Raw genomic sequence first — 14,327 nt, 5'->3', positions numbered from 1 at the left:
GCCGCCGAGGACTACACCGCGGCGCCGACCTTCCAGGTCCGCGCCCTGCTCTGCGCCGCCCACATCGCGCGGTAGCGCCCCTCCCGCGCCAGCAGTTCGGCGTGGGTGCCGCGTTCGGACACCGCACCGTCCTCCAGCACCAGGATCTGGTCGGCCGCCACGACGGTGGAGAGCCGGTGCGCGATCACGACGACCGTCTTGTCCGCGACCAGCGCGTCGATGGCCTCCTGCACGAAGACCTCGCTCTCGGTGTCCAGCGCCGCGGTCGGCTCGTCCAGCAGCACGATGGGCGCGTCCTTGAGAATCGCGCGGGCGATCGAAATGCGCTGGCGCTCACCGCCGGACAGCGCGGAGCCGATCTCGCCGACCCGGGTGTCGTAGCCGTGCGGGAGCCGCTCGACGAAGGCGTGCACGTTGGCGGCCCTGGCCGCGGCCTCGATCCGCTCCTGGGTGGCGTGCGGGTCGGCCATCGCGATGTTCGCCCGGATCGTGTCGTCGAACAGGTAGACGTCCTGGAACACGACCGCGATGTTGCGGTAGATCTCCGCCGGGTCCAGGTCGCGCAGGTCGGTCCCGCCGATCCGGACGCTGCCCGCGTCGGGATCGGCGTACCTGGTCAGCAGCCGGGTCACCGTCGTCTTGCCGGAGCCGGAGGGGCCGACCAGCGCGGTGAGCGAGCGCGCCGGGGCGGTGAAGGACACCCCGCGCAGCACCTGCGCGCCGTCGCCGTACCCGAAGCGCACGTCCTCGAATGCCAAGTCGTGCCCCGTGATTCGGGCCTCCGGGGCGCGCACCGGCAGCGCCGGAGTGTCCAGCACCTCGCCGACGCGCTCCAGCGCCGAGTCGATGACCTCGAAGATCGCGGACATGTTGGCCATGGCCGACAGCGGCTCGGCGAAGCGCACCGCGGCAGCCACCACGGCGATCAGCAGCGCCGCCGACAGCCGCACATCCAGCACCAGGGCCGCGCCCACGGCGACCATCGCCACCAGGCAGAGCTGGACGACACCGGCGGCCAGCAGACCGGGCCAGGTCAGCCGCTTCTGCATGGCCGACATGGCCTCGTTCTGCTCCTCCAGGGTCTCGACCAGCCGCAGCGACGAGCTGCCCACCTGCCCGGTCGCGCGCAGCACCGGCAGCCCCTGCACGTACTCGACCACCCGGGCGGCGGCCGCGGCGTCGGCGGCGTCGGTCCGCCGCGCGCCCGCGCCGGTGATCTGCTGGATGCGACGGACAAACAACACCGCGAACGGCAGCGACACCGCGAGGACCAGGCCGAGACGCCAGTCGACCGCGAGGATGACCACGCCGATGACGACGGGCACCGTCACCATCTGGATGAACAGCAGCGCCATCCCGGACGAGCCCATCGTCGCGTTGGCGACGTTGCTGCCCATCACCGTGGTGAGATCGCCCGCGGCCCGGCGCTCGAGATCGGCCTGCGGCATGGTCCGCAGCCGGTCGCCCAGCCGCAACCGGGTGGCGGCGAGCACGTCGGCCCAGCGGCCGAACTCGAACCGGAGCTGCCCGTAGTGGCAGGCCGCCTGGAGCACCCAGCACACCACCAGCACCGCGAACCAGCGCCACGCGGCGGCGATGTCGACCTCCGGCCGGCTCAGCTGATACAGGATCGGGATCAGCGTGGCGTAGGCGGCGGCCTGCAGGATCGAGGCGAGCAGCGCGAACCACAGGGTGCGGCGGAACTCGTCGCGGTAGTCCCCGGCGGCGAGCAGCATGAGCCGCAGGATTCTGCTCATCGGTGCGTGACCTCCTCGGTGGTGCCCGCGCCGAGACCCCAGCCCCGGGCGCGCCGGTGGTGGTCCCAGAGCCGGGCGTAGGTGCCGCCGGCCGCGACGAGTTCGGTGTGCGTGCCGGTTTCGGCGACCCGGCCGGCGTCGAGCACCACGATCCGGTCGGCGTCGACGATCGTGGACAGCCGGTGCGCGACCACGAGCACGGTGCGGCCGCGGGTGAGTTCGGCGATGGCGTCCTGGATGGCCGCCTCGTTCTCCGGGTCCGCGAACGAGGTCGCCTCGTCGAGGATCACGATCGGCGCGTCGGCCAGCAGGGCCCGCGCGAGGGTGATCCGCTGTCGCTGGCCGCCGGAGAGCCGGGCGCCGCGCTCGCCGACCGGGGTCTGGTAGCCCCGCGGCAGCTCCGAGACGATGAAATCGTGTGCCCGCGCGGCCTTCGCGGCGGCCTCGACCTCGGCGTCGGTGGCCGCGGGCCGGCCGAGCCGGATGTTCGCGGCCACGGTGTCCGAGAGCAGGAACGGGTCCTGGAAGACCATCGCCAGGTGCCGGAGCAGGTCCTCGGACGGGATCTGCCGGACGTCGACGCCGCCGACCAGCACCTGCCCGGCGTCCACGTCCCAGAACCGCGGGATCAACCGCGCCACAGTCGATTTCCCGGAGCCCGACGGCCCGACCAGCGCGCACACCGTCCCGCTCGGCACGGTCAGATCGACGCCGTCCAGGGCGGCCCGGTCCGCCCCCGCGTACCCGAACCGGACGGACCGGAACTCGATCGACCCGTCCGCCGGGCGCCGCGGGTGCTCCGGCTCGGGCAGCGGCGCGATGTCTAGCAGTTCGACGATCCGAGCGGCTCCGGCCTTGGAGTCGTTGATCAGGTTCGACAGGTTCATCAGCGGCACCACCGACTCCACCGGCAGGGTGCCGATGAGGACGGCGGCGATCAGCGTGGCGGGCGACATCGACCCGGCGGAGGTCAGCCAGATGCCGACCGCGGTCACGATGACGATGGTCGGCAGCGGCGCGACGGTCAGGTTGGCGAAGATCATCGCGCCGCGATTGTTGTTCTGCCAGTTGGTGGTAGCGACGTTGAACTGCCGGACGCGGTCCACGAAGCGGCGGAACGAGACCGTGCCGTCGTCGAACGTCCGCACCACCGGCATGCCCTGCACGAACTCGACCGTCGCCGCGTTGATCGCCTCGTTGGCCTCGTCGTAGCGGCGGCGGGTCTCGACGTAGTCGCGCAGGGTCAGCTGCATGCCGAGGAACACCACCGGCAGGAACAGCGCGACCGCCAGCAGCAGCCGCCAGTCCACGAAGCCCAGGGCGATCAGCGCCGCGACGGGTTGCGCCACCGTGAATCCGGCGAGCGGCACCGCGTCGGCCACCGCCATGTGCAGTCCGCGCACATCGTCCTGGACGATCTTCTTCACCGCGCCGGAGCCCAGCCGCTGCGCCTCCCCGAGCGGGATCCGGGCCAGGTGCGCGGCGAGATCGCGGCGCAGGCGCTGCTCGAGATCGAACGAGGCCAGGTGCGAGAGCAGAAAGGACCAGGCGCGCAAGGCGAATCGAGCGAGGAACCCGGCGGCGGCGAGCACGAGGTAGCGCACGACCGTGCCGCTCGCGGTGTCGGCGGCCAGCAGTTCCCGCAGTGCCAGCGCGAGGCCGACGCAACCGGCGACCCCGGCGGCGCCGCCCAGGGCGGCGACGGCGAGCGCCGCCGTGAGCCGCCCGCGGACCGGCTCGGTCACCCGGACGAGCGCGCTGCCCGGGGTCACCTCGGCCGGCCGCGGCTCTTGCTCCACCTCGTCCACTTGGAGCGCCGCTCCGGTCCCAGTCATCTCACGGCTCCCGTCGATCGCGCGCGTACAGCTCCGGCAGCCTCGACAGCCGGTATATGAAAACGATTGTCATTACTGCGAACTGGACTCTAACACAGCTCGCACCCCGGGTGAAGGCGGCGACAGCGGCCGTCGCCGAATTTTCCCAACGCGTATTTTTATCATGGGACAACCCCGCCTCGCCCGCCGAGAGCGCCGCCGGAAGAATGGAGCGCCGTGCCGAACCCCGCCCCCCGCCGCCGCGGCCGACCGGTCCGCCTGGAGCGCGACGCGGTGCTCGCCGCCACCGGCGACATGCTCGCCGCCGACGGCGCGAGCGCGTTCAGCATGCGGCGGCTCGCCGGTCGGCTCGGCGTCAGCACGGCGGCGATCTACCACCACTTCCCCACCAAGGGCGCGCTGTTCTTCGCCGTCCTCGACGCCCGCGCCGACGACCTGCGACAGCCGGAACTCCCCGCCGACCCCCGGGAGCGCCTGGTCGCGATCGTCCTCTACCTCATCGACACCCTGCACGAAATGCCATGGGTGGTCGACATTCTCCTCACCGGCGAGACCTACGGCCGGGCGGCGATGTGGATCCTCGACGAATTCGTCGGCTGCGCCCGATCCCTCGGCGCCACCGAGGAGCAAGCGGTCTACCTGTATTCCGTGCTCTGGCGCTTCACACTCGGCGAACTCACCGCCCGCCGAGCCGCCGACGACCGCGCCGCCGCCACCCGCCGCGGCCGAACCCCACCCCACTGGACCGATTCCGCCGCCTCCGACCTACGCGACGACTTCCCGTCCGCGGTAGCCGCCCTACCCCACTGGACCACCGCGGTCGCCCGCTACGACACGCGAAAAGCGGTGTGCGACATCGTCGACGGCCTCATCGCCAACCTCACCTCCCACGGCAGATGACCCATGGTGTCCCCCGGGCACACTTCGCCGACTCGGCGTGTGGCGCGGTTCGCCGCGTGATTCAATAGCGTGCATTGGGCCGGTACGGGAGCTTGCGATGACCGATCGCGATCTGCGCGTGTATTGGGCCTTTCTGTGTGCGGCGGCTCTGAGCCTCGTCACGGCCGTCGTGCTCTTCCAGCCGTGGCTGGTCGCGGCGGGACGCCGGGGCAAGGTCGTGGCCAACGCTTTCGGCCGGACGCAGGGCACCACCGATCCGAACCTGGCCGACGTCTGGGGTGAGGGCGCGAATCCCGCGCACATCAGCGGCGCCTGGGGCGTGCTGACCGCCGCGGCGGCGCTCGCGACGATCGTCGCGGTCGGCCTGTACCTGCGCGACGGCAGAGTCGGGCTGGCCCTGCTCGTCCTGGGTTGCGCGACGGGACAGGCGTTGTCGGTGCTCTGCACGCTGCTGTATCTCAACAGCAAGGGTCAGGTGTTCAAGACGCTCGTCGAGAGTCCCGGCACCGGAGCCCTGGGCGGTCTGCTGTCGGACGAACGGACCGTCAACGTCCGCGAGGCCGCCGACGTCAGCTTCGGCAGTGCGGCGATCTTCGGCGGCGTCACCGCGCTCGGCACCGTGGTGATCGTGGTGATCTGCATCCTGCCGATCCGCGGAACCACGACGGACGTGCCCGCCGAACCCGGACCGAACGCCCCGGCATAGCCGACGGCCGGGACGTCGCCGCAGTGCGCTCCGTCGGCGAGATCGGCGTAGCTCTCCTTCTAGGTATTACCTAGCAATTACCGATGCGAATCGTCTTGGGCTACAGGAAATATCGTCAGCCGAAAGAGCGGCCCCAGTTTCTACACCAGTTCATCGGCAATTCCGCGCCGGCATTCGGCGGTTGCCCCGTGCCACCTGTAGTAAGGACGGTCCATGACTCACCAGCGCTGGATTCTGGCCTTCGACGCCTCCTGCGGCACCTGTCGAAACGTGTCCGCCGTGGTCGGCGAGGCCTGCCGGGACCGGATCGAGGTACTGTCGCTCGCCGACGCCGACGTGACACGGTGGCGGCAGCGCGCACTCGGCGCCGACCCCGAATGGGCGCCCACGCTGCTGCGCGTCGACGGCGCGGGCGAGCAGGTACGGGCCTGGACCGGCAGCGCGATCGCCATTCCGCTCGCCCGTCGGCTCGGTCCGGTGGCGAGCGTCCGCGTCGTGCACGCGCTGGGCACGTTGCGCCGCCGCGCGGACGGCGCGGCCAGCGAACTCCCCGGTGCGCCGTCCGGCGCCGCCGCGGTCGGCCGCGCGCAGTTCCTGCGGCTCGCCGGTGGCGCGGGCGTGGCGGCCGGTCTGATCCTCACCGGCACCGTGCCCGCGTTCGCCGCCAAGGAACAGGAATCCGCGCGCTCCTGGGTGCACGCGCACCGCGACAACCTCCCCCGCACCTACGAGCAGGTCGTCGAGTACCCCCTCTCCTACCGTCGGCAGATTTTCGACGCGCACACTCCCCAGGTGCGCAGCACACTGTGGACCGATCACCTCGCTCACTTCCGCAGCACGCACACCGATTTCACTCCCGCACAACGTGAGGTCCTCGACCGCGCCGCGGAACTTCTCGGCAAGGAATCGACCTTCGACGGACACGACCGCGCTCCGGTCCGAGCCCGGCTCGGGGATTTGAAGAAGGCCGCGATCGACGCCTTCGGCCCCGACCGCGCCTACGCGGCCATCGGCATACTCGGCCCCGCCACCCGCGAAATCGCAGCCAACACCTGCCCCTGCGCGACAACCGACGGCTGGTGCGGAGACCAGCACTGCTACCCCGCCAGCGACTGCGAGTTCACCCGGAGCGGCTGCGGCACCGCATGGGTCGAACCGTGCGACGGCCGCTGCAGCTGACCGGGCCCGGCCCTCGACACCTCGACGGGTCCACCGGCGGCCGTCGCCCTCCGCCGGGGTCTATGTCCTCGGCGACAATCCCTGCGCGTCCCGCCCTATGGGTGCCTTCAAATTCCGGCCGGTCCGGCGTTCCGCAGGTCCCGCAGGCAACGCCGCCCGAACCGCTCCAGGCGCGGCGCGACGACCGGAAGTCGCTGCACGAACCCGTAGGGTCTCAGTCCCAGTGCCAGGACAACCATGACGGCGGTACCGAGGCGATGGGCGGGGATGCCCATCGCGTCGGCGCGGTCGCCGCCGAGCAGGTACCGCGCCATGACCTCGTGGCTGGCGCGAGGCAGCAGACGCGCCACCGGCATCCGGCTCAGCCCGGTGAGCGCGACGTCGGCCAGCCGGCGAGAGTTGTCGTCGGGATCGAAGGTGTAGGGCAGAATTCGCGCGTCCAGGACGGACTGTTCGGCGGCGGTGTCGCCCAGCAGTTCGCGCGGCACGCCCAGCAGTCGGGTCACATACCGCCAGATCATGTAGAACCCGTCGCGCTCCGCGGGGCTGATGGACGCGCCGAGCGAGCGCAGCCGGTCCAGCATCATCGCGCCGAAGAACAGCGGGCCCGCGGCGGTGTGCAGCGCGTTGATTGGCGTGCCGGGCAGCGGCCACCCGTCCGCCACCAGCCGCAGCCGAATCATGGTGTGCAGCAACCTGATCCGCACGCAGGTTTCCCAAGCGCTCCCGCCCGGGCGGAGTTCGTCGGTGTCGAGGACTCCGAAGAACAATTCCGATGACTCGAACAGCCGTCGCACCACGTCGCGTTCGAGCCGATTGGTGCGGGTCAGGATATAGGCGGAATCCGGCGAACTGAACGTGGTCATCAGCGCACCGTGTCCGACCGCGAAGACGTACTGCCCGAAATGACGGTGTGCCATCGCCCCACCCAGCCGCATCCGCGCGAAGTCCGCCCATTCCGGCGGAGTCTCGATGTCGCGCAGGAAGTCTCGGCACGCCCGGTCGCCGTCCGCGGCGAGGCGCCGGATCCGCGGCAGCGGATCGGCCATCGGTTGCCGCCGCGCCCGCATCACGCCGACGACATCCTCCGCCAACGGATCACCCACATCCAGCCACGGCGACAACGGCATCTCCCGCAACCACTCGGCACGTGCGTCGCCCTCACTGACCGTCGCCGGTGTGCCCATAACCCACTCCATCGAAGAAATCCCGTGCGGCCCACGGTAACCGGACCGCGACGAATTCGTCGGCGTAACCTCGAGCCGGAGCGGATCGCGGCGAATTACGCCCGAACATTCGCTTGGTGAAACCCTCTGCCACACACCAGAATTCGGTCATTTGACCAATTAAGTCGATTACGGTGCGGGCCCGTGATTGTCGGCTAGCCTGTAATGACTGACATGTGAGGGGGACGCATGACATCCGACATCGAAATCTCACTGGATCACGGATCCGAGGCCGTCGCGCCCGCCGCGCCCGCCCCGGCTCCGGTGCTCGACTCCGCCGCACGGCACATCTACAAGGCCACCTTGGTCCCGCTGCGGGTGCCGGTGGCGCAGGTCGGCCAGGCGCTCCCGAAACTCGTCTACCTACGGTCGCTCGGGCTCGGCGCGGGCGAGGCGGCCGAACTGGCGCCGCCCGGCGCCGCGTCCGACGCGGTGCGCGAGTTCTTCGCGGCGCTCACCGACGGCACCACCGTGTCGTTCACCGCCCGCATGCCCGCACTCGCCGAGATCCCGTTCGAGCAACTGCTGTCGGTCGGGCACCAGCTCGTCGAACTGCGGCAGGCGCAAGTACGTGCTTCGGCGAAGGCCGCCGAGGACGCATCGGCTTCCGGTGCGGCGCAATTGGCGCTGCGGCGAGCACAGATCGCGGTCCGGCAGTTCGAGGCCGACCTCGTCGGGCCCAAGCTCGGGTTGATGAACCTCGAGCGGCTGGAGATGGCGCCCGCGGGCATCGAGCGCGGCGAGCTGATCGCCACGATCCCGCTCGCGCCGCTGGAGCAGACCGCGGTCACCCAGAAGGAATGGTCGGTCCAGAAGAAGGAATTCACCTCGATCGTCACCGACTCGCTGGAAACCCTCAGCGAGACCGGCGTCACCGACAACACCGAACTGTCCCAGGCCGCCACCTCCGAGCAGGAACATTCGAACCAGTTCAACATCACCGGCACGGTGAAGGGCGGCATCCCGGTCATCTCCGGCTCGGTGACCTCGACCTACACCGGCCAGAGCAAGGAGTCGAACTCCGCCACCGAGAGCCGCAAACACGCGACGAGCCTGACCCAGAAGGCCTCCACCCGCTCCAAACAGGAACACAAGGTCACCATCTCGACCACGACCGTGACCGGCACCGAGCAGAGCACCACCCGCTCGCTGAAGAACCCCAGCGACCAGAACGCCATCCGGATCGACTACTTCAGCATGATGCGCAAGTGGCAGGTTCGCCTGTACCGCTTCGGATTACGCCAAACCTACGACATCGTGCTGCCCGAGCCCGCGGCGTCGCTGCGCGCCGCGTACGTCGAACTCGCCGAGCTCAAGGCGAAGCTGGCTCCGTTCGTCTTCACCCTCCCGGTCAGCGACATCACCTCCGACGTCCGCACGGAGGATCCGGAGCCGCCGCCGACCAACCCGCCGACCCCCAAACAACCGCACTACCTGGTGCTGGCCGAGCGCTTCCACGTACCCCCGCCGCCGCCACCGCCGCGCCCCGTCGTCACATTGCGAGTCATCCCCGAACAATCCACCGCGGGGCGCGGCCGCTCCAGCGGCAAGGCGACGGTGAACGTGCGCGACGGGTACGAGATCCGATCGGTCGTCCTCAACGGGCACATGTCCAGTTCCACCGGCCCGTCCGGGCGGTTCACCATCGAGGGCACCACCCTCGCCTTCGACCCGTGGGACTACCGGGACTACCACGACGAGAAACTCGTCACGCCCGCCGGCGCGGACTTCATGGCGGGCAGCACCGGAAGCCAGCCGATCGTCCTCGTGTTCGAGGATGTCGCCACCGCGGCACTGGAATTCACGGTGACCTGTGTGCCGACCGTCGAGGCCATGGCGCAGTGGCGTGCCGACGTGTGGAACGGCTTCTACAACGCGCTGCAGACCCAGTACTACGCCGATCAGCAGGACATCGCGGGCCGGATCGCCGCCCTGGAGGACCGGCTCGCGCACGTCGACACCCTGACGCTGCGCCGCGAGGAGAACGACGAGGTCATGAAGGGCGTCCTGCGCTACCTGCTCGGTGGCAAGTTCCCCACCATGCCGGCCGCGGTGGTGAAGGAGTTCGTGGACAACGGCATCGACGTCGCGCACGGCACCAGCTTCGACAGCCGGGTGATCGGCCCGGACTCGACGCTGTGGAGCGTGGTGCGCGAATTCGAGGACCACGTGCGGTTCGTCAACCAGGCCATCGAGTGGGAGAACGTCACCAGTTTCCTGTACTCCTACTTCTGGGACATCCCCGACAGCTGGGCGTTCATTCGCGGCATCAAGCATCCCGACGCCAACCGGCAGGCGTTCCTGCGCGCGGGCAGCGCCCGGGTGGTGCTGACGATCCGCAAGGGCTGGGAGACTCGCTGGGCGAACTTCGTCGAGCGCGGCGTGATCGATGACCCGACCGAGCCGAGCACACCGTCGCGGTACTGGTCGATCGCGCAGGAGATCGCCGCCTACGACGACCGCAACTACCCGGGCATCCCGCCCGCCAATCCCGGGAGAAGCGCGGCGCGCCTGCAGGATTCGGTGTTCACCAACGCACCGGTCACGGTCGGCCCGAGCACCGGGCCGGTCAGCGTGCAGGTGGAGTCGAGCGCCGGGTTCACCGTCGGCGGCCGGGTGGTCGTCGACTCGGTGCGCGACCTGGTACACGTCCAGGAGGTGCAGACCATCGTCTCGATCCCGGCCGACGGCACCCACCTCGTGCTGTCGAAGCTCGCCTACCAGCATGTGGGCACCGCCGCCGCCCCTTTCCCGATCGTCCAACCCGGCGAGAAGGGCGAATTGATCGCCGAGTGGAACGAATACACCCCGACCTCGGGCACCGACATCGCCGTCAGCAGCAACCTGGGCCAGGTCTCCTGAAGGAGCGACAGTGGTTGCGACACCGGATGATCCGGTCTATCCGGGCCTGGACATCAACAAGTGGGACGACCGCATGGTCTGGCTGTGGCAGCACTCCAACCTCCGGTTCTGCGGCTTCTACCTGGCCGGCGGCCCGGGCGACGACTCCACCTCATGGACGAGTCACTGGTTCGACCTGTGCGATCTCGGCTGGGGCCGGTTCCCGCTGTGGGTCTCCTTCGCCTCGAACCGCGACCACCCGGGCGCGGTGGGGCGGGCGATGGCGAACGCCGACGGCGCGCGGCACGGGAGGAAAGCGGCGCAACTGGCGGTCGCCGCCCGTCTGGAGAAAGGCGCGGTGATCTACCTCGACATCGAGGAACCCTCCCTGGTCAAGGGCGCCCGGGACAAGGTCGGGCGTTACGTGGCCGACTGGATGACGGCGGTGCGGGCCGCCGGATATCGCGCCGGCGCGTATCTGAGCTACCGCGATGTCACGCCGAATGGCTTGCTGTCCGCGGACTTCCGGTCACTACGGCCCCCGGAGCTGTTCCCGTACGCCATCGCCGGGCACACCAGAGCGCATTTCGATCGCGACACCTTCACGCTGCCGCCCGCGCCACCGTCGCGGTGGCCGGTGCCCGACACCGACCCGGCCTGGGCGAGCGCCGCGGAAGTCGTCGGCTGCCAATACGATTGGTACCGCAAGGGCCGCACCGACCCTGCCGCGGCGCAGCAGCGCGCCGTCGCGCAGGAGAGCATCGACTGGCCCGACGCCACCGGCAAACGCACGAAAGGCCCTGCCAGATCGGCGGATTGGGACGCCGCCATCGCCTTCGATCCCACCCATCCACGCGCCGCCGTGGCCGTCGCCGCCACCGAGGACGGCGGCGTCTCGGACCGGGTCTACCTGTGCCTCGCCCGCTCCACCGGTTTGCAGACCGGTGGCCGGGACCGCACCGGCGCGTTCACCGGGCCCGCCGACCTGAATCTCCGCCCCGCCGACATCGGGCCGACGCCCGCCACCGAACTCGACGGATTCGACGCCGCGAATGCCGCCATCGTGTCGCGGCGCGCCGACCACCAGGACCTGTTCGTCGCCGGCCTGGACGGATTCGTGCGCACCTCGTGGGTGACGCCCCGCGACAAGCACCCGAAACACCCGTGGCCACTGAACCCGACCGCGCCCGCGCGCAAAGGCACTCCGCTGGCGGCGGTTTCGCGATTCACCGACCGCATCGACCTGTTCTACGTCGACCGCACCCAGCACGTGGTGCAGCAGTGGTGGCATCCCACCGAACAGCGGTGGGACCGGCAACGCCGCCTCTTCGCCGCTCCGCTCGCGGCAGGCGGCACGAACCTGGCCGCGCTCGCCACCACCCCCGAGCGCCTCGACATCGGCTGGGTCACATTCGATTACACGCTGCCGCCGCCCTCCGGAGACTGGGCGAAACACTGGAAACTCGCCCTCGCCATGTGGACCGCCGGTACGGAGTGGCGCGTCACCACACTGGACATTCCCGGCGGCGCCGCCGCGGCCACCGGCGTAGGCCTGGCCGCCGACACGTCCGGGACCCTGCACTGCCTCGTGCAGAACCGCGCCCGCACCGCGCTCGTCCACGCCGTCCAGGTCGAATCGGAATGGGTGCTGCGAGCCGGGCCCGCACAGCCCGCCGCGGCCTGGTGGATGACCCTGCACCTGACCCCCGTCGCCGACGCCGTACTCCTGGTCGGCGTCACCAGCGAAGGACAACTGGCCTGGTCGACCTGGTCCGCCAACCGCTGGTCCGACACCACCACGGCCACCGCCCCGTTCTCCACCGGCAGACCACTGGCCCTCGCCACCCGCGGCCCCCGCATCATCGACATCATCGGCGTCACCGACGACGGCACCTTCACCACCCGCACCTTGGAATTGCTCGCCGACGGCACCCTCGCCTACCACTGACCACACCCGGCTCAACCCGCTAACAACTTGCCGTACCGCCTCGCCACACATCCGGCCGCGGATCCTGCCCACGGCCAGCCTGTGCCTGACCTGCACAAAGAAAGTGGACCCAGGCCGTCCAGCGCCCCGCGTAGATTCGGCAGTTCGTGCGGCACGGAGATCGTGAACTATCGACTGTTCGATATCAGTGCGCCGGATTCGGTGATCGCCGCCGCCTTCCCGGCCACGTGGCGGCCGATCGCCTCGATCCGGTCGAGGCCGAGGTCGACCAAAGGGTGGACGGCGACCAGGAGCACGGCATGACCTGCGCGATCGAGGACCGGGGCGGTGATCGCCGCGACCGGCTGTGTGGTGCCCGACAGCGTGGCCGGTGTGCCCAAAGTGGTGAATTCGACGCGCAATCGGTCGAGGGTTTCGCGAATGTTCTGCGGCAACGCGATGGTGCCGGTGTCGAGCGTGGTCAGCAGGCTCGCCGCGCGGCCCACTGCCGGTGATGTGCAGTCCACGTCGAATCCGCGGGCGCGCGTTTCTCGCAGGACATCGGCCAGCTGCTGGGCGATCTCGCTGTGCGCCGGTGCGGCCCGGGTGATCCAGCCTTGGCGGCCCGCTTCGGTGTCCCATGCCGCGAACGCCGCCCCGAAGGGAGGCGCGTAGGGAATACGATCACCGGGCCACAAGCGTTCGCCGCCGACGAACGCGCTGATGACAAGCGATCCCTCTGCCAGCTTCTCCGTCACCGAAGCGGCGTAACCGAATTCGGCGGCCAATTCGATGGCCGCCGCCCGAGCGCTCGCGACGAACGGCCGGGTGTCGACCGCCGCGGCCACGGGGGCCAGCCCGGGACCCAGCGCGAATGTTTTGGTCGCCGGATCGCGGCTGATCCAGCCGCGATCGCACAACGTCTTGAGAATCGCGTGCGTGGTGGCCAGTGTCAGGTTCAGCTCTCGGGCGATGTCGCTGTAGCGCAACCGGTCACTGCCCGGCCGTGACAGCAACTCGACGACATCGATCACCCTCGCCGTCGGCGCTGAACCCGATCCTCGCAACTCGACTCCTCCACCCACGGATCCCATACATCCCTATCGGTTTACCTCATCGTCTGATGAGTACTCGAAAGCCACAAGCGGGACGACGCGGCAGGGCGCATGCCGAACGAGTAGTGGCCGCAAGGTTGCTCGATACCGGTGTGTTGTGCCGCGACGCGTGTGGCAGCGGTTACCCGCCGATGATCGCGCGGATTTTCGCGGCGACCTCGTCGACAGAAACGTCGGACTGTATCACCGAACCGTCGGCGGGATTGATGAGATCGATGCGGGTCCGGGTGAGTTTCGAGTACGCGATCACCCAGCCGCTGCCGCTGTTTTCGTATCGTTCGGTGTAGTGGCCGTAGCCGTGCACGCCGAGGGTCCCGCCGAAGATCAGGACGTCCTCCATGCGCCACACACCTTCGGCGCTCGTCGCCGAGTGCACTGTGATCTGCGGGTCGAAGACCTGGTGGTGGGTGTTGGCGGCGCCGAGAGTGGTTTTCAGGAATGCGATGAAGGGATCGCGGCCCACGATGACGGGGCCCGCGCTGGCGGTGGTGTCGACGACGACGTCCTCGGCCAGCAGCTGACGCAGGCCGTCCCAGTTCTTGGCGTCGATGTCGGCGCAGTAGCCCGCCTTGAGCTGCTCCATCGCGTCGACCTCGGTACCGGTGTCGGCCGCCGAGAAACCACCCGGCGTGAGCGCTCCCGCGGGCGGCTCGGCGTGGCCGATCGCGGTGCCGACGGCTCCGAGTAACGCCACAGCTCCCACGGCCAAGACGGCGCGTGCTGCGCGATGCGGGCCTGCTGTGCCAGGGAATCGACGGTGCTTGTCCGCGGTCATGATCTGCTCTCCTCTTCGGGCGCGACGCGCTGTTCCAGATTTCGGACCTCGGCACGTGGAGCCGCC

Annotated in this window: 10 protein-coding genes; 5 read left to right on the top strand and 5 right to left on the bottom strand. The window is 69.8% G+C overall.

The features are described from left to right. Positions 1 to 11 precede the first annotated feature (11 nt). Positions 12 to 1,757, bottom strand: a complete 1,746-nt coding sequence (locus IU476_RS27230; RefSeq protein WP_195104744.1) for an ABC transporter ATP-binding protein — start codon at positions 1,755 to 1,757, stop codon at positions 12 to 14. Beyond that, the gene (locus IU476_RS27225; RefSeq protein ID WP_228824380.1) at positions 1,754 to 3,592 is read right to left on the bottom strand and encodes an ABC transporter ATP-binding protein; all 1,839 of its coding nucleotides are present in this window, start codon (positions 3,590 to 3,592) and stop codon (positions 1,754 to 1,756) included. Before IU476_RS27225 ends, IU476_RS27230 begins: the two co-directional genes overlap by 4 nt. 216 nt (positions 3,593 to 3,808) lie before the next feature. Between IU476_RS27225 and IU476_RS27220 the strand changes: the two genes are divergently transcribed. The 3 genes from IU476_RS27220 (at position 3,809) to IU476_RS27210 (ending at position 6,377) form a co-directional block, all read left to right on the top strand. After that, the gene (locus tag IU476_RS27220) at positions 3,809 to 4,492 is read left to right on the top strand and encodes a TetR/AcrR family transcriptional regulator (protein ID WP_195104742.1); all 684 of its coding nucleotides are present in this window, start codon (positions 3,809 to 3,811) and stop codon (positions 4,490 to 4,492) included. 97 nt (positions 4,493 to 4,589) lie between these two features. Next, positions 4,590 to 5,198 (top strand): hypothetical protein, encoded by a 609-nt coding sequence (locus IU476_RS27215; protein ID WP_195104740.1) that lies wholly within the window; start codon positions 4,590 to 4,592, stop codon positions 5,196 to 5,198. 213 nt (positions 5,199 to 5,411) lie between these two features. Next, on the top strand, positions 5,412 to 6,377 hold the full coding sequence (locus tag IU476_RS27210) for a bacteriocin fulvocin C-related protein (protein WP_195104737.1): 966 nt from the start codon (positions 5,412 to 5,414) through the stop codon (positions 6,375 to 6,377). Between the two features lie 107 nt (positions 6,378 to 6,484). Here IU476_RS27210 and IU476_RS27205 read toward each other — a convergent pair whose 3' ends face one another. Continuing rightward, positions 6,485 to 7,564, bottom strand: a complete 1,080-nt coding sequence (locus tag IU476_RS27205; protein WP_195104735.1) for an oxygenase MpaB family protein — start codon at positions 7,562 to 7,564, stop codon at positions 6,485 to 6,487. A gap of 228 nt (positions 7,565 to 7,792) precedes the next feature. Between IU476_RS27205 and IU476_RS27200 the strand changes: the two genes are divergently transcribed. Beyond that, positions 7,793 to 10,465, top strand: a complete 2,673-nt coding sequence (locus IU476_RS27200) for a hypothetical protein (protein WP_228824379.1) — start codon at positions 7,793 to 7,795, stop codon at positions 10,463 to 10,465. Positions 10,466 to 10,475: 10 nt separating this feature from the next. Next, entirely contained in the window at positions 10,476 to 12,392 is a 1,917-nt protein-coding gene (locus tag IU476_RS27195; RefSeq protein WP_195104733.1) for a glycoside hydrolase domain-containing protein, read from the top strand. A 167-nt stretch (positions 12,393 to 12,559) separates the two neighbouring features. Here IU476_RS27195 and IU476_RS27190 read toward each other — a convergent pair whose 3' ends face one another. Further along, the gene (locus IU476_RS27190) at positions 12,560 to 13,405 is read right to left on the bottom strand and encodes a helix-turn-helix domain-containing protein (protein ID WP_195104731.1); all 846 of its coding nucleotides are present in this window, start codon (positions 13,403 to 13,405) and stop codon (positions 12,560 to 12,562) included. 202 nt (positions 13,406 to 13,607) lie between these two features. Continuing rightward, on the bottom strand, positions 13,608 to 14,180 hold the full coding sequence (locus IU476_RS27185; RefSeq protein ID WP_195104729.1) for a nuclear transport factor 2 family protein: 573 nt from the start codon (positions 14,178 to 14,180) through the stop codon (positions 13,608 to 13,610). Between the last annotated feature and the right edge of the window lie 147 nt (positions 14,181 to 14,327).

This window comes from Nocardia blacklockiae (genome assembly GCF_015477355.1).
Lineage (GTDB): Bacteria > Actinomycetota > Actinomycetes > Mycobacteriales > Mycobacteriaceae > Nocardia > Nocardia blacklockiae.
The sequence above is the reverse complement of the archived record's forward strand: the minus strand, read 5'-3'. Positions and strand labels throughout refer to the sequence as shown.